Origin of the sequence: Enterobacter sp. MGH 33 (genome assembly GCF_000534535.1) — a bacterium.
GTDB lineage: Bacteria > Pseudomonadota > Gammaproteobacteria > Enterobacterales > Enterobacteriaceae > Enterobacter > Enterobacter hormaechei_C.
The window spans coordinates 2600981-2615818 of record NZ_KI973212.1 but is presented as its reverse complement, the minus strand read 5'-3'; the positions used below and the strand labels follow the sequence as shown (position 1 = coordinate 2615818).

The following is a 14838-nucleotide window of genomic DNA, read 5'->3' as shown; positions in this document are numbered from 1 at the left end:
TAGAGGGGTCGTTATGCTTCAACGGTTAGCAAAGAAAAAGGTGCTGTTACTCTCTGCTCTGATGGTTTCAGGGCTGGTCAGGGCAGAGGAGTCGCTTCCGGATGTGGTGAAGCACTTCAGTGAACAGCAGGACATCAAAATCATCAAGAAAATTGACGCTCCCGGCGGCGCGCCAGCGTGGCTGGGGAAATATCAGGACATGGGCGTGACGCTCTTTCTGACCCCTGACGGAAAGCACGTCGTGTCTGGCTATCTGTATGATGATAAGGGAAACAACCTCAGCGAGGCCTTTTTCCAGAAAGAGATCTACGCCCCGATGGGCCGCGAGATGTGGAAAAAGCTCAATGCGGCGCATCCCCTGAAAGAGGGCGCGGAGAGTGCCCCGCGCAAAGTCTTCGTCTTTGCCGACCCATTCTGCCCGTACTGCAAGCAGTTCTGGGCTGAAGCGCAGCCGTGGGTGAAGGCTGGCAAGGTCCAGCTCAACACGCTGCTGGTTGCGTTTCTTAACCCGAACAGCGGGCGTAACGCCTCCGCGATCCTGAATGCGAAAGATCCGGTGTCGGCCTGGAAAACGTACGAGCTGTCCGGCGGGAAAAAGCTGCCGAAACCTGAAGCTGCGGCTTCCCGGGAAACCGTTGAGATCCTGCAAAATCACCAGACGCTAATGGACAGTCTCGGCGCGAATGCCACACCGGCTATTTATTACCTGAATGAGCAAAACGAACTGCAACAGGTCGTGGGTATGCCAGACGCAAAACAGCTTGAGGCGATGTTCGGACCGAAGCCGTAAAAAAAAGGCAGAAACAGGACGTTTCTGCCTTTCTTCAGTCAACTACCCCAGCGTCCCCGGAGGTAATTTACCGCCTCCTGCGTCTGCGGCTGGTTAAGATAGTCTTCACGGAACAGGATGGTGCCCTTAACGTCTGGCAGTGAATCGTTGAGGTCGAGCTGTTTTTTCAGCTCCGGTACGCCGCCGTTCACCGTCCAGTCCGGTTCGTTTCTGGAAGGCGCGCCCACTTTGTAGAACGCGATCCCGATATACAGACGGGTATGGGTCGGTTTCACCACGTCAGCCCACCATTTTGTCAGCACATCGTAACGTGCCGCGTCGCGGGCGAAGGGCCAGTAGATCTGCGGCGCAATGTAATCCAGTAAACCCTGCTGTACCCATTTGCGCGTGTCAGCGTAGGATTCATCATAGGCTGCGGCACCGCGCGTGTCCGAGCCTGCCGGGTCGAAGGAGCGATTGCGCCAGACCCCCGCCGGGCTAACGCCAAATTCGACCTCAGGTTTAGCCTGCTTGATCGCCCTTGAGACCTGCACAATCAACTGCTGCGTATTGTGTCGACGCCAGTCCGCTTTTGACGCAAATCCTTCGCCATAGCGCCTGAAGGTCCAGGCATCATTCAGGGTGGCCCCCGGCGTCTCGGTGTAAAAATAGTCATCGAACTGAACGCCGTCGACAGGGTAGTGATTTACCACTTCCATCACCACCTGGGTTATCCAGTCCCGCACGTCGGGAATGCCCGGGTCGAGAACAAAACGATCCCCCGAGGTGCGGATCCACTCCGGATGCTGGACGTACACGCTGGAAGGATGAAGCGACGAGGTGCGGTTAAGCGCGGCGATGGTCGACGGCTTCGTGTTGGTGGAAACGCGGTACGGGTTAAACCAGGCATGAACCTTCATCCCGCGCTTGTGCGCTTCATCCAGCATAAACTGAAGCGGATCGTAACCGGGATCTTCCCCGATAGTCCCCGTCAGGGTATCTGACCACGGCAGTATTTTAGAGGCCCACAGCGCCGTACTGTCCGGTTTTACCTGAAAGAAGACGGTGTTGATCCCAAGTTTTTTCAGCTTATCGAGCTTGTCCGTCAGCGCCCGCTGTTGCTGGGCGATACGCTGGTCCGCGCTACGGCCATTCACCGATGACACGGGAGGCCAGTCGAGACGGGAGACGGTCGCCAGCCAGATCCCGCGCATGGGTTCGTTAGTCTGCTGTAGAGGTTTCGCCTGCGGCAGCGGGGTAACGAGTGATTTGGGTGGTTTGGAAGTGCAACTTACCAGTAAAAGCGCGCAGCCAAGCAGCGCGCCAGTCCGTTTTACGTGTCGCATCATTTGCGTGTTAGCTCCTGGGTGTCCGGCTATCCGTCCAGGGATTAAACGCCGGTTCGTCCTGTTCCCCGTTACCGTCATCGTGAAGAGAGTCGAGGTAGAGGGCTTCAACTTCCGCCCGCGCCCATGGGGTGCGGCGCAGGAACTTCAGACTCGATTTAACACTCGGGTCCTTGCGAAAACAGTTGATTTTGATTCGGTTGCCCAGTTCATTCCAGCCATATCGCGCAACCAGCGCGTTAACCTGCATTTCGAGCGTTACGCCATGCAAAGGATCGTTGGAAACATGTGCTGTCATAGGCGTCCGGTAGTCTCATTTTTTATGGGGATGTGATAAACGCTCAAAGGTTACAAGAAAGCAGGGGACGCGGCAATTTCAGCGTGAGGTTCTTCACCCGTGAAGGAGAGGGTTACCCAGTAATTTGAAAGAAAAAGCTATAACGTTGCCTCAGAAAAACTGAGGGCTTTCAGCGATGCCCTAAGTGAACGGAATGACCACCAGCGCCGTATGTTCCCCCTCACCCCAGCCCTCTCCCTCAAGGGAGAGGGGGCCGTCTGTGCAGGCATTATTTTGTGGGAAACCCTCAGTCCGTGAAGGGTGAAGAAGATTATCCGGTTAACGCTATTTTTTAAACAGTTCAGGCGCCCATGGCGTCGGGTCTACCTCCATAAAGGGCGCACGCTCAAAGCGGGACTTAAGCGCCCAGGGCACCGTACAGTCGAAAATCGTTTTGCAGGTGATCCCGTTGCCACGAATGGAGGGGCTGTAGTCCGGGGCCTGAGACGGATCGAGCTGGTGTCCGCGGATCCCCGGCAGATGGGTGATGCTGACATCGCCCTGCATACGGGTGGTCATCGCCCACAGGATGTCGTCGCTGTCGAAAATATCCACATCTTCGTCGACGAGAATAATGTTTTTAAGCTCGGAATAGGTGGCTAACGCGATGAGTGCCGCCTGACCCTGACGCCCTTCGTCAGAGGGCTGGCGTTTTTTCACCTGCAATACGCCAAGAAACTTGCCGCCGCCAGCGGTATGCGCATAGACGTTTTGCAGAAAACCGGGGATGGCTTCTTCGACCGCATTACGGATGCTGGCCTCCGTTGGCAAACCGGCCAGCGTGGTGTGCTCCTCGCCCGGTCCTACCAGGGTTTGCAGGATCGCCTGATGACGCATCGTGACGGCCTTCACTTTGATTACCGGTAAGGAGGGGTTAGCCTCCCCGCAGTAGCCGGGAAATTCCGGCATCGCGTGCCCGGTGTGGGTATGCTGATCTTCTTCTACACGCACGCCCGGCAGCAGTTCGCCTTCGATGATAATTTCCGCACGCGCTATCGCTTTTTCATTTACGGCCACACCCTGCACCAGCTCGACGGGGGTCTGACGTAACGCGCCGGCGACACCCAGCTCGTTGTAGCCGAAGGGCGTGGTAGGGGCTTCGAAACAGGCGCCAATATAGATAGCGGGATCGAGACCCATATTGATCGTGACCGGCAACGGTTTGCCCGCCTCCTCGGCTTTCTTACGGAACACTTCAATATGGCGGCCCGCGGCAAGAAACATGGAGAGCTCATCGCGCTCCTGCACGCAGAGACGGTGAATAGTGACATCGGTCAGTGAGGCATCTTCCGGATCGCTTGCCAGCACCAGCCCCAGACAGAAGAACGGACCGGCATCTATCGGCGTGTTGGTCGGTGCCGGAAGTAATTTACGCAGATCGAAGTCCGGATCGTCGGCATAAAATACCTGTTCCTGACACGGCGCCTGTGCCGCCGGAACCACAACGGGAGCAATCGGGTTTTTCACGGCCTGGCCGACATGTTTTGCCAGTTCAGAGGGCTCGCAGCCCAACAGGAGCGCCGCCCGCTCGCGGCTGGCGTGCATTCCGACCAGAATACGCGAGTCGGGATATCCCTTAATAGCGTTAAACATCATCGCCGGGCCAATGCGCGTCGGACGTTTTACCGTGCCGCCAGCACCAATATGCCGGTACACACCCGCCAGCTCCGCGTCAGGATCGACCGGATGGCTGGTTTCAAGGTATTGACCTTCATAGCGTTTGAGCAGTTCGATAGCACTTCTGAGATCGTTGATGTGTTTTTTCATATTTCCCTCCTCGGATGAAGGCTTCCATTCTTAACCGGACGAAGAGGGCTATCAATTGCATCATTTATGCTATTTTAATATGAATTTTATTATCAATAATAAAGGCATGGTATGCAGTTTCGACTGATGCGCAATTTTATCGTGGTGGCGGAAGAGCTTCACATGCATCGGGCGGCGGAGCGCCTTAACATGGCGCAGCCAGCGCTGAGCCAGCAGATAAAAACGCTTGAAGATCGTCTTGGGGTCTTGCTCTTTAGCCGGGCGAATCGTCGCCTGACGCTGACGCCAGCCGGTGAGGCATTTCTCAGTAAAGCCAGAGTCGCGATTTTAATGACCGATCAGGCGATTCTGGATGCCAGACAGACGGCCAGAGGGGAACAGGGCGTGCTGAATCTCGGATGTGTTTCAAGTGCGATATTCGACAGTAAGCTACCCGCCGCGCTACGGCTTTTACATGAGAAATGGCCCGCCATCAGCCTTTCCATGATGACGGGTAACGTGCAAACCCTTTATACCGGCGTGCAAAGCAACCAGCTGGATGTGGCCATTATTCGTGCCCCGTTACCGCTATTGCCTGACGATCTGCAAAGCCGTCCATTTACAACGGAAAAGGCCGTGCTGGCCTTACCTCGTCAACACAGCCTGGCGGGCTCCGCCGCGCTGACGCTTGCGTCGGTGAAAGAGGAGAAGTGGATCGCCCTGCGCGACCCGGAGGGGATGGGGCTGGAGCAATATTTCTATGATGCCTGCCACAGCGCGGGCATACAGCCTGACGTTGTGCAAAATGCCACCGATGTCCCCACGGTGATAAGTCTCGTCTCGGCAGGGTTTGGCATCGCCATGCTGCCGGCTTCAGCGAAGGCGATATGCGTACAAAACGTCGTCTTTGTGGATATTCTTGACCGACTCCGGGAGAGCGAGCTGACGCTGGTTTGCCACCGGATTATTCGCTCTGAGGTCCTGAAAAAATTGATGAGCATCCTCGATCATACCTGACGTCCGGCGGCCTGAAGAAGCTGTTCTCGCAGCCAGCGGTTAGCCGGATCCTGGCTGTTTTTCGGGTGCCAGTACATACCGATGACGATCGGAGGGAGATCCAGCGGCGGCGGAAAAATATCAAGCGTTTGCGTGAACCTTAGCAACATGCGTCTGGGTAGGGTGCAGAGCAAATCGGTACCGGCAACAATCGCAGGCGCCATCGCATAGCTTTGCGTCGACATCACCACGTTACGCTGGTGGCCAAGCCCCGCCAGATGCTGATCGACAAAGCCTGCGAACGGGTCGCCCTCGGATGAAACCACCAGGTGGAAAAGGCTGCAATAGCTTTCCAGATCCATCGGCCCCGTACCGCGCGGATGGCCTTTACGCTGGGCGGTGGCATATTCATCGTCAAACAGCTTGCGTCTGACCCATGCATCGTGCGCCCCCGCGTTAACGCCGACATAAATATCCACATCGCCATTTTCCATCTGCGCTGGCAGCAGCGGGGTTTCCGGGAGCGCAAAACGCAGGCGGATGCCTGGTGCTGCGCTGCTAATCTGATTCTGCAACTCTGCCCCCAGCATCAGCGCCGGGTTCTCGTGCAGGGCAATCACAAAGGTGCGGGTGCTGTTATGCGCGTTGAACGTGGTGGGTTCAAGCATCGCCGATATATCCTGCAAAACCGTCGCGACCTGCGGCCTTAACGCCTCGGCGCGCGGCGTAGGTAACACCCCACGTCCGTGTGGGGAAGGGATAAACAGCGGCTCATTGAACAGGACGCGCAGGCGCGCAAGGCGGGCAGACATCGCCGGCTGGCTGATGCCCAGCCGCGCGGCCGCATGGGTGATATTCTGATCCCTGAGTAACGCATCCAGCGTCAGGATCAGGTCCATATCCATATCGGAGGAGGGCATCTTATTGTGCGTCATAGCTTGCTGCCGTTGTTCAACAGGGAAGGTTAGCCATTGCCAGAAAAGCAGTCACTGCATTACCTGGCTCCTGCATGCGGCTGATCATGACCAGATTTGCGGTCAGCACCTGAGCATTCAGGTTGCGGTAAATCAGTCCGGGTATTTGCACCTGTTGCAGGGGGGCGGGAACCAGCGCCAGACCGAGCCCGGCTGCGGCAAATGCCAGAACGCTTAGCGTACTGTTTGAACGATGTGCCACGCAAAAACCATCCCCGAGCTGCTGCGCCAGCAGCAAAGTCAGATTTTCATTGGCGTCATGCGCGTCGTACAGGACCAGGGGATGACCGGCGAGCATTTCAACGGAGAGGTGCGGATGGATGGCTAAGGGATGATCGTCACACATTGCGATTATCATCTCCCAGTTTCCGGTTTTCTGCACCCTGATCTGCGGATCGGCTGTCGTACTGTTATCCGGTGTATAACCGACATCAATATGCCCTGCGAGGATCGCAGCTACCTGTTTCTGGGGAGCGATTTCCTGAATGGTGACTTCTGCATCCGGATGGGTTTTACGGAAGCGACGTACATCGGTAATCATTTTGCCACTAAAAATGGCGTTACCGGCAAAACCGACCCGTACACGCCCTGTCTCTCCCCGTATCGCACGCTGGACTGCCAGACGCGTGTGTTCCATCTGTTCCAGCATCAGTCTGGCTTCGCTGAGAAGAAGCGATCCGGCCTCAGTAAGTTCCACACGACGGCTGGTGCGGATAAACAGCGGACCGCCTAACTCGGTTTCAAGGGCTTTAATCTGCATGCTGAGCGCAGGCTGAACAATATTGAGTCGCTCAGCCGCGCGTCCAAAATGCTCTTCTTCTGCAACAGCCAAAAAATAGCGTAAGTGCCGGAGTTCCATTGCCACCCTGATTCATCATTAAAAATGATTGTTTAGTAAAATATATATATTTGAGTATAAACCGCTTCACGGCCAAACTGAACGCATCAACTCAAACAGGAACCAAACAATGCAAACTCACCAACTGCAAGACCGTCAGGATCTTAACGACCTCATGAATGGCTGGATGCACCGCGACCTGGGCGAATGGGAGCAGCTGCGTAATCTTTTTCATCCGGACGGCACAATCGAAATTACGTGGTTCGAAGGGCTCGCGAGCGATTTTGTCGAGGGTTCCATGCGTATGGGCGCTTCAGATTTGCGCACAAAACATATGATTGGCTCGCCCGTCGTCACTTTTAACGACCGCGGCGACAAAGCGATTCTTGAAACCAATGCGATGATCATCGCTGAAAATATAAAACTTAATATTGGATGCGAATGCCACAATCGTTTCTACGATCTGGCAGAAAAGAGAGAGGGCGTATGGAAGCTGTTCCATCGTCAGAGCATCTACGACATGGGTATTTTCACCTTTCCGCTGGGCCCGGTTGAGATTGATTCAAAAATTGCTGCCAACTATCCGCGGGAATATGCCGCGCTAGCTTATCTGCTGGAACAAAGCGGTTTCCCCCTCGGCCGCGTATTTGCCACGCGTGACAGTGAACTAGAAGCGAATATGAAAGCGAACGCAAAAAAATGGCTGGCTGTCTGACAGGTTGAGCGCAGGGCCGAACAGATTTCGCCGGCTGGTTAATACCCGGCCGCTGGGCCCTGGGCGTGAGATAGCGGTCCCAGGCTGAAATATTTAGCCTGGGACGCAGAGACTCTCTTATTGGGCGTCACGGTTGGTATAGGTCACCGGAACCCACGCGTAGCCTTCCCGCTCACCTTTCGTCACATAGCCGATCCCGGGGAAAGGCAGATGTGGCGCCGCAATCAGATCTTTGTTTTTCACAAACTCAGCGAAAGCTGCGTTGCGTACCCGGGCGGCGCCGTCCTGATCCTCATCGTACGCAATCGTCACGTTGGGCTGCGGGAACTGAACCGCGGCAACGTGAATGATGTCGCCGACAAACGTCATTTTTTCACCTTTGCTCTCCAGCGTGTAGAACGCGGAGCCTGGGGTGTGGCCCGGGTGTACCGTACCGCTGATGCCCGGCAGAAGCTGTTCCGTCCCGGAGAAAGTCTTCACTTTTCCGGCGTCAAGATAGGGCTTTAAGGTCTTGCGCGCGACGTCGAAGTAGTTCTGGTCATAGCCGGACTTTTTCTGGTTCTCGTCGTTAAAGAAGAAATCGATATCCGGTTTGCCGACATACACCTGCGCGCGGGTAAACACGCGCTGACCGTCTTTAACCAGGCCGCCAGCATGATCGGAGTGCGCATGGGTGATCAGGATATCGGTAATATCCTGCGGTGTAATGCCCTGCGTCGCCAGGCTTTCAATCAGCCGCCCGCCTTTGCCGGGGCCAAAGAGCTGACCGGAACCGGTATCCACCAGAATTTTGTGGCCGGGGATGGCGATATAGAACGCGTTAATCGACGCTTCCACCGGATTGGCCTGGAAGTTTTTAGCCAGTAACGCATCGGTATTTTCTGCCGTCGTCCGGCGCAGTAAGGCGTGCAGATCCTGCGGCACGCTGCCGTCCGTAAAGGCGGTGACAATCGTATCGCCAACCTGAACGCTGTAGCCGCCAGCCTGCTGTTTCACCACATGCTGCGGAACGCTGGCCACCGCGTGGATCGCGGGAAAGAACAAAACTGAACCGGTAAACAGGGTTGATATCGCAAGTTTTTTCACAGTAAACATGATGGGCTCCTCAATAGTAAGTTCATCATAGTTCAACTGAGATTTTTGAGAACAGCAGGGGAGTGAATGTGACCTATCCATGAAATGGATAGGTCTGAGAGGATGCTTTACAGCACGCCGGTGCCGCCGTCAGAGCACCACACTTGACCGGAGGCGTATGAGCAGGTATCGGAGGCAAACAGCACATACAGCGGTGCGATTTCAACCGGCTGGGCCGGTCGGCCCAGGGGCGTATCTTCCCCGAACTTCTGAACTTTGGACTGCGGCTGACCGCCGCTGGACTGAAGAGGCGTCCAGTATGGACCTGGCGCGACGGCATTCACCCGAATGCCACGCGGCCCCAGCTGCTGAGCCAGAGACTTGGTAAAGGCCACGTTACAGGCTTTGGTCTGCGCATAGTCCACCAGGATCGCGCTCGGTTTAAACGCCTGAACGGAAGTGGTGTTAATGATCACGGCGCCTTCCTGCAAATGGCGCAGCGCAGCTTTAGTGATCCAGAAGGGGGCATAGACGTTGGTTTTAAACGTCGCGTCGAAATCTGCCGTGGTGAGATCGTCGATCGATTCGCAGTACTGCTGGCGTCCAGCGTTGTTCACCAGGATATCCAGGCCACCCAGTTCCGCGACGGCTTTTTCCACCAGCGTATCGCAGAACGATTCCACGCGAATGTCGCCGGGAATGGCGACCGCTTTACGGCCTTCGGCCCGAATCAGCGCAATGACCGATGCCGCATCGGACTCCTCTTCCGGGAGATAGCCAATAGCCACATCTGCACCTTCACGGGCATAGGCGATCGCTACTGCGCGACCAATTCCGGAATCACCGCCGGTAATCAGCGCTTTTTTTCCTGCCAGTTTGCCTGATCCGATATAACTTGTTTCACCGTGATCCGGTATTGGCTTCATTTCCGATGCCAGCCCGGGGGCCCTTTGCGGTTGTTCAGCAAACGGTGGACGAGGGTAATGCAGCGTGTGATTATTTCCTGTAGACATACCGGCCTCCTTAATAGTGAATTCAAAGATTAGTCGTTAATTAAACGTAAGCGGGCAAAATTGACAAATTCAGACAAATCTATCTTCCGGGAGCGGATATAAAATATTTTCTCAAGCCAGCATGTAATACCAGAAAAGGGCGACCTCATCTTTTTCCGGCAGGGCGTTGTAAAGGTAGCGATCGTAACCGCCGAGAATAAACCCATAGTGACGATAGAACTGACAGGCAGAAACATTAACGTTCTGCGTCTCCAGCCGTAACCCGGGCGCATTGAGGCTTCGCGCCCAGACGTGGGTGGCGGACATCAGCTTGTGCGCCGCGCCCGTACGGCGTTTTGAACGCTCCACGGCAATGTAATCCACCGAAATAAATTTATTCCAGTTGCAGGACGCGGTAATAAAACCGGCGATTTCACCGTCATCCGTTTCGGCGATAAGAAATATTGAATCCGGATTAACGCAATGATTTTCCAGCGTCTGGAGATCAAGTTCATAGGTTTTAAGATAAGGTTCGGTCAGCGCCTCGATATGCAAATCACCATTGAGAAATGGCTCTCTGGCAATCTCATCAACCTTGAAAGAAAAATCACAACATTCAAGGCGGGCGAGGTCTGTACTTAATCCTTTTCGAATATGCATAGTATTCCTTAAGTGGGAGTTATAAATAGATAATAGACGAAGCGGCATCCCCTGCTGGCATAACACTCTGTAGATCCTGGTCTAAGCTTGTATTTCGTTCCGCGTAAAAGGTGGTCATTCGAGGACAATGAATGGAATTCAGAACATGTCGCAGGCACTGGGGTGCTGAGTTTATTTCCGATGACGTTGTACGTTTTCGCGTCTGGGCAGAAGGGCAGAAAGATCTCACATTACGTTTAACCGATACCGACATTCCCATGGCGGCGGTGGGCGACGGTTGGTTTCAGATTGACGTGCCCGGCGTCAGGCACGGTACGACCTATCAGTTTGTTTTACAGGATGGAATGGCGGTGCCGGATCCGGCCTCACGCGCGCAGCAGGCCGACGTCAACGGCCCGTCGGTGGTGATCGACCCGCGTCGCAGCCAGCCCACTCAGCGGGAATGGCAAGGACGACCGTGGGAAGAGACGGTGATCTACGAGCTGCATATCGGCACCTTCACCGGGGAAGGAACCTTCAGGGCGGCCATCGACAAACTGCCTTATCTGGCCGGGCTGGGTATTACTCAACTGGAAGTGATGCCCGTGTCCCAGTTCGGGGGCGCGCGCGGATGGGGGTATGACGGCGTACTGCTGTATGCCCCGCACTCGGCTTATGGCACACCGGATGATTTTCATGCCTTCATTGATGCCGCCCACGCGCTCGGGCTTTCCGTGGTGCTGGATATCGTACTCAACCACTTTGGCCCGGAAGGTAATTACCTGCCGTTGCTCTCGCCAGCGTTTTTCCATCAGGATCGTATGACCCCGTGGGGCAACGGTATTGCCTATGAGGTTGAGGCCGTCCGGCAATACATCGCCGAGGCGCCGTTATTCTGGCTCTCGGAGTATCATCTTGACGGTCTGCGCTTCGACGCCATCGACCAGATCCATGACGACGCTGAGACCCATATTCTTCCCGAGATAGCGCAACGGATCCGCGACGCATTTCCGGATCGGCATATCCATCTGACCACCGAAGACAGTCGCAACGTGATTTTCCTGCATCCGCGCGATGAGCATGGTCAGACGCCGCTTTTCACCGCCGAATGGAATGATGATTTTCACAACGCCGCGCATGTCTTCGCGACAGGGGAATCTCACGCCTATTATCAGGATTTTGCCTTTGAGCCGGAGAAAAAACTGGCGCGGGCGCTGGCAGAGGGCTTTGTCTACCAGGGGGAAATCTCGCTTCAGACCGGAAAATCGCGCGGGGTAGAGTGTCGCGAGCAACCTCCGCAGTTTTTTGTCGATTTTATTCAGAATCACGACCAGGTCGGCAACCGTGCCCAGGGGGAGAGGCTTATCTCTCTGGCAGGCGCGGATAAAACGCGTGTGCTGTTCGCGGCGCTGCTCATGTCGCCCCATATTCCGCTGCTGTTTATGGGCGAGGAGTATGGCGAAACGCATCCGTTCCTCTTTTTCACCGACTTCCACGGCGACCTGGCGAAAGCCGTGCGGGAAGGGCGCGCGAAAGAGTTCACCGGCCATGCCGGGCACGATGAAACCGTACCGGACCCCAATGACGTAAATACCTTTATGCGGTCCAAGCTTGACTGGAACAAGGCAGACACGGAGGAAGGCAGGGCGTGGCTGCACGCTACGCGCGAACTGATTGCGCTGCGTCAGCGCTTTATCGTCCCGCTACTGAAACAGCGGGGCGCCGTGGAGGGTAACGTCCTGCATACGGCGCTCGGCATGGTTGCCGTGAGCTGGCGTTTCCCGTCCGGTACGCTGTCGCTGGCGCTGAATATCGGCAAAAAGCCGCTCGCCTTACCGAACCTGCCCGGAAAAACGATCTTTAGCTGGCCGGAGGCAGTCGATAACCTGCCGCCAAACAGCATTGTTGTTCGCTTAGCTGATGGAGAAGCAGCGCTATGATCCCTTCCTCTACTTACCGAATTCAGTTTCGCAACGGCATGACCTTCGATCGCGTGGTGGACCTGATTCCGTATATGAAAGACCTTGGAATTAGCCATCTTTACGCGTCGCCTGTTTTCACCGCAACCACGGATTCCACCCACGGCTATGACGTGACCGACCCCAACGAAATCGACCCGGCGATTGGCGGGCGGGAAGGGTTTGACCGCATGGCGGCGGCGCTGAAACAGGCGGGGATGGGGCTGATTCTGGATATCGTTCCTAACCATATGTCGACCTCGCTGGAAAACCGCTGGTGGCGCGATGTTATAGAACAAGGCAGGCAGAGCCGCTATGCGGCGTATTTTGATATCGACTGGTCCCGACCGCTGACGTTGCCGTTTCTTGGCGACACCTTTGAAGCCGAGCTGGAGCGGGGGGCTATCACCTTAAAACGTGACAGTGTCACCAACAGCGCGGCGCTGGTTTACTATGATACCGCCTATCCGCTTAATCCCGGCACGTATGCCGAAGGCAAGAGCATCGCTGAGATCCACGAGGCGCAAAGCTGGCGGCTGATGTCCTGGCGGGAAGCGCCGAAACAGCTTTCATGGCGGCGCTTTTTTGAAATCACCGGGCTGGTCGGCGTGCGGGTAGAGGATGAGGCGGTCTTCGCAGACACGCACCGCCTGATCCTTGAGCTTGTTCACGCCGGGGTTGTCGATGGCCTGCGCATTGACCATGTGGACGGGCTTGCCGATCCGCTGGGCTATTTGGAGCGCCTGCGTGCGGCGACCGGACCGGATTGCTACATCACGGTAGAGAAGATCCTCGCCAAAGGGGAACAGCTTCCTCCGGAGTGGCCGGTCTCGGGTACTACGGGCTATGAGTTTATTGCCTCGCTGGCGGAAGTGCTGGTGGATGATACCAACCTCTCGCGACTGGAGACGCTCTACGACGAGACGCTGGGTACGACCGTGGACAGGCAGGCGGAACTTCGCAAAGCCAAAGGGCTGATGACCGATCGTAATTTTGAAGGTGAATTTACCACGCTGCTCAAAATCGCCAGCGAGCTGGCCGGGCATAACGGCGCCGAAATGGAGCATGAGGATATCCGCCATGCCCTGCGCGAGCTGCTTATCGCGTTTCCGGTGTATCGCACCTACGGCACCGGAGAGGGGCTGACGCCACCGGATGTGGCGCTGCTCAGCCGCGTGGTCGCCAGCGTCAACGCCTCTGAACCCGCTCTCAGCCTGATCGTGCGTATTCTTACCGGCGATCTGCCGGAGGATGACCACGCGCTGGCCTCGCTTTTCCGCACCCGTTTTCAGCAACTGACCGGGCCGCTGATGGCGAAATCGGTAGAGGATACGCTGTTCTTCCGCCATAACCTGGAGCTGGCCCTGAACGAAGTCGGCGCCGACCCGACGCCGCGCGCATTTTCACTTTCCCGTTTTCACCAGGAGATGCGCATTCGTCTTGCCCGCCAGCCCGATGCGCTGCTGGGAACCTCCACCCACGACACCAAACGCGGCGAGGATGCGCGAGCGCGACTATACACGCTGACGGAAGCGCCAGATCTGTGGGGGGAAAACCTGGCGCGCTGGCGCCAGATGAACCAGACGCAGGTTCGATTCCTCAACGACGGCACCGCGCCGAACGCCGCCGACACCTGGATGATCTTCCAGGCGCTGGCGGGCGTCTGGCCAGCCACGCTGTCGCCAGACGATCGTGATGGTCTTAAGTCACTGGAAGAGCGTTTCCTCGGCTTTATTGAGAAAGCCCTGCGCGAGGCCAAGCAGCGTACCGACTGGATCGACAGCAACGAAGGGTACGAGAGCGTGGTGCTGGACTACGTGCGCCATCTGCTCTCCCCGGATAACACCCTGTTCCTGCGTGATTTCAGTGCCGCACTCCAGCCGTTTATTCGGGCTGGGTTAATGAACAGCCTGAGCCAGACGGTGATCAAGCTGACTGCGCCAGGCGTACCGGACATCTACCAGGGCAGCGAAGGGCTTAACTTCAGCCTGGTCGACCCGGATAACCGCCGCGAACCGGATTTCACCGCGCTGGCGGAAAACCTCAGCGTAGCGGATGGAACCATTTTTAACGATGCGCAACGCTGGCGAGAGGGCAGCGTGAAGCAGTACGTCACCGCCACGCTGTTACGGCTGCGGCCGCATTACCCCGCGCTTTTCCGCTACGGCGACTGGCTGCCGCTGAAGGTGACCGGCGAGCGGGAAGAGAATCTGATCGTTTATGCCCGCATAAAAGATGACGAGGCGCTGATCGTCGCCGTGCCGCGTCTGGTGTTTGACGTCACCGACAATGCGATGCTGTGGGCCAATACTACGGTGGCCATACCCCAGGAGCTGGCCGGGAAGCACTACCGGGATCTGTTTACCGGTGAGCGCCGCCTTCTGCCAGAGACGCTGGATTTAACGTCTGAAAAGGGATGTTTGTTGGTTCTGCTTACCTGCGACTAATCGAGGA

The 14838-nt window shown here is 56.2% G+C and carries 13 protein-coding genes; 5 read left to right on the top strand and 8 right to left on the bottom strand.

The window, feature by feature from the left end:
- Positions 1–13: 13 nt before the first annotated feature.
- The gene (gene dsbG / locus L379_RS11680) at positions 14–790 is read left to right on the top strand and encodes a thiol:disulfide interchange protein DsbG (protein ID WP_032653630.1); all 777 of its coding nucleotides are present in this window, start codon (positions 14–16) and stop codon (positions 788–790) included.
- Between the two features lie 38 nt (positions 791–828).
- Here dsbG and L379_RS11685 read toward each other — a convergent pair whose 3' ends face one another.
- From L379_RS11685 to L379_RS11695, 3 genes are all read right to left on the bottom strand, one after another.
- A complete protein-coding gene (locus L379_RS11685) occupies positions 829–2118 on the bottom strand; it encodes a glycoside hydrolase family 10-like protein (RefSeq protein WP_017382329.1) in 1290 nt (429 codons plus the stop codon).
- A 7-nt stretch (positions 2119–2125) separates the two neighbouring features.
- Complete coding sequence (locus tag L379_RS11690) at positions 2126–2413, bottom strand: VF530 family protein (protein ID WP_003857097.1); 288 nt, start codon at positions 2411–2413, stop codon at positions 2126–2128.
- Between the two features lie 324 nt (positions 2414–2737).
- On the bottom strand, positions 2738–4219 hold the full coding sequence (locus L379_RS11695; RefSeq protein ID WP_032653628.1) for a UbiD family decarboxylase: 1482 nt from the start codon (positions 4217–4219) through the stop codon (positions 2738–2740).
- A 111-nt stretch (positions 4220–4330) separates the two neighbouring features.
- Here L379_RS11695 and L379_RS11700 point away from each other — a divergent pair, with 111 nt between their 5' ends.
- Positions 4331–5215: a LysR substrate-binding domain-containing protein gene (locus tag L379_RS11700; RefSeq protein ID WP_017382331.1), complete on the top strand. Its 885-nt coding sequence runs from the start codon at positions 4331–4333 to the stop codon at positions 5213–5215.
- On the opposite strand, the gene L379_RS11705 is transcribed toward L379_RS11700, so the two are convergent.
- Positions 5206–6129, bottom strand: a complete 924-nt coding sequence (locus tag L379_RS11705; protein ID WP_032653625.1) for a LysR family transcriptional regulator — start codon at positions 6127–6129, stop codon at positions 5206–5208. The two genes, L379_RS11700 and L379_RS11705, sit on opposite strands and share 10 nt — an antisense overlap.
- A gap of 16 nt (positions 6130–6145) precedes the next feature.
- Positions 6146–7027, bottom strand: a complete 882-nt coding sequence (locus L379_RS11710) for a LysR substrate-binding domain-containing protein (RefSeq protein ID WP_032653622.1) — start codon at positions 7025–7027, stop codon at positions 6146–6148.
- Positions 7028–7136: 109 nt separating this feature from the next.
- On the opposite strand from L379_RS11710, the gene L379_RS11715 reads away from it, so the two are divergent.
- The gene (locus tag L379_RS11715; RefSeq protein ID WP_015570507.1) at positions 7137–7721 is read left to right on the top strand and encodes a nuclear transport factor 2 family protein; all 585 of its coding nucleotides are present in this window, start codon (positions 7137–7139) and stop codon (positions 7719–7721) included.
- Between the two features lie 117 nt (positions 7722–7838).
- On the opposite strand, the gene L379_RS11720 is transcribed toward L379_RS11715, so the two are convergent.
- The 3 genes from L379_RS11720 to L379_RS11730 form a co-directional block, all read right to left on the bottom strand.
- The gene (locus L379_RS11720; protein ID WP_032653619.1) at positions 7839–8816 is read right to left on the bottom strand and encodes an MBL fold metallo-hydrolase; all 978 of its coding nucleotides are present in this window, start codon (positions 8814–8816) and stop codon (positions 7839–7841) included.
- 107 nt (positions 8817–8923) lie between these two features.
- The gene (locus tag L379_RS11725) at positions 8924–9808 is read right to left on the bottom strand and encodes an SDR family oxidoreductase (RefSeq protein ID WP_032653616.1); all 885 of its coding nucleotides are present in this window, start codon (positions 9806–9808) and stop codon (positions 8924–8926) included.
- A 111-nt stretch (positions 9809–9919) separates the two neighbouring features.
- Positions 9920–10447, bottom strand: a complete 528-nt coding sequence (locus L379_RS11730) for a GNAT family N-acetyltransferase (RefSeq protein WP_032653615.1) — start codon at positions 10445–10447, stop codon at positions 9920–9922.
- A 131-nt stretch (positions 10448–10578) separates the two neighbouring features.
- On the opposite strand from L379_RS11730, the gene treZ reads away from it, so the two are divergent.
- Together treZ and treY are read left to right on the top strand one after the other, a co-directional pair.
- Complete coding sequence (gene treZ, locus L379_RS11735) at positions 10579–12366, top strand: malto-oligosyltrehalose trehalohydrolase (protein WP_032653613.1); 1788 nt, start codon at positions 10579–10581, stop codon at positions 12364–12366.
- Entirely contained in the window at positions 12363–14831 is a 2469-nt protein-coding gene (treY, locus tag L379_RS11740) for a malto-oligosyltrehalose synthase (RefSeq protein WP_032653611.1), read from the top strand. The genes treZ and treY overlap by 4 nt, the downstream gene beginning before the upstream one ends.
- Positions 14832–14838 lie beyond the last annotated feature (7 nt).

What these genes read in the sequence shown, in the direction of transcription:
- dsbG (WP_032653630.1), top strand. Translation starts at nt 14, where the DNA reads ATGCTTCAACGGTTAGCAAAGAAAAAGGTGCTGTTACTCTCTGCTCTG.
- L379_RS11685 (WP_017382329.1), bottom strand. Translation starts at nt 2,118, where the DNA reads ATGATGCGACACGTAAAACGGACTGGCGCGCTGCTTGGCTGCGCGCTT.
- L379_RS11690 (WP_003857097.1), bottom strand. Translation starts at nt 2,413, where the DNA reads ATGACAGCACATGTTTCCAACGATCCTTTGCATGGCGTAACGCTCGAA.
- L379_RS11695 (WP_032653628.1), bottom strand. Translation starts at nt 4,219, where the DNA reads ATGAAAAAACACATCAACGATCTCAGAAGTGCTATCGAACTGCTCAAA.
- L379_RS11700 (WP_017382331.1), top strand. Translation starts at nt 4,331, where the DNA reads ATGCAGTTTCGACTGATGCGCAATTTTATCGTGGTGGCGGAAGAGCTT.
- L379_RS11705 (WP_032653625.1), bottom strand. Translation starts at nt 6,129, where the DNA reads ATGACGCACAATAAGATGCCCTCCTCCGATATGGATATGGACCTGATC.
- L379_RS11710 (WP_032653622.1), bottom strand. Translation starts at nt 7,027, where the DNA reads ATGGAACTCCGGCACTTACGCTATTTTTTGGCTGTTGCAGAAGAAGAG.
- L379_RS11715 (WP_015570507.1), top strand. Translation starts at nt 7,137, where the DNA reads ATGCAAACTCACCAACTGCAAGACCGTCAGGATCTTAACGACCTCATG.
- L379_RS11720 (WP_032653619.1), bottom strand. Translation starts at nt 8,816, where the DNA reads ATGTTTACTGTGAAAAAACTTGCGATATCAACCCTGTTTACCGGTTCA.
- L379_RS11725 (WP_032653616.1), bottom strand. Translation starts at nt 9,808, where the DNA reads ATGTCTACAGGAAATAATCACACGCTGCATTACCCTCGTCCACCGTTT.
- L379_RS11730 (WP_032653615.1), bottom strand. Translation starts at nt 10,447, where the DNA reads ATGCATATTCGAAAAGGATTAAGTACAGACCTCGCCCGCCTTGAATGT.
- treZ (WP_032653613.1), top strand. Translation starts at nt 10,579, where the DNA reads ATGGAATTCAGAACATGTCGCAGGCACTGGGGTGCTGAGTTTATTTCC.
- treY (WP_032653611.1), top strand. Translation starts at nt 12,363, where the DNA reads ATGATCCCTTCCTCTACTTACCGAATTCAGTTTCGCAACGGCATGACC.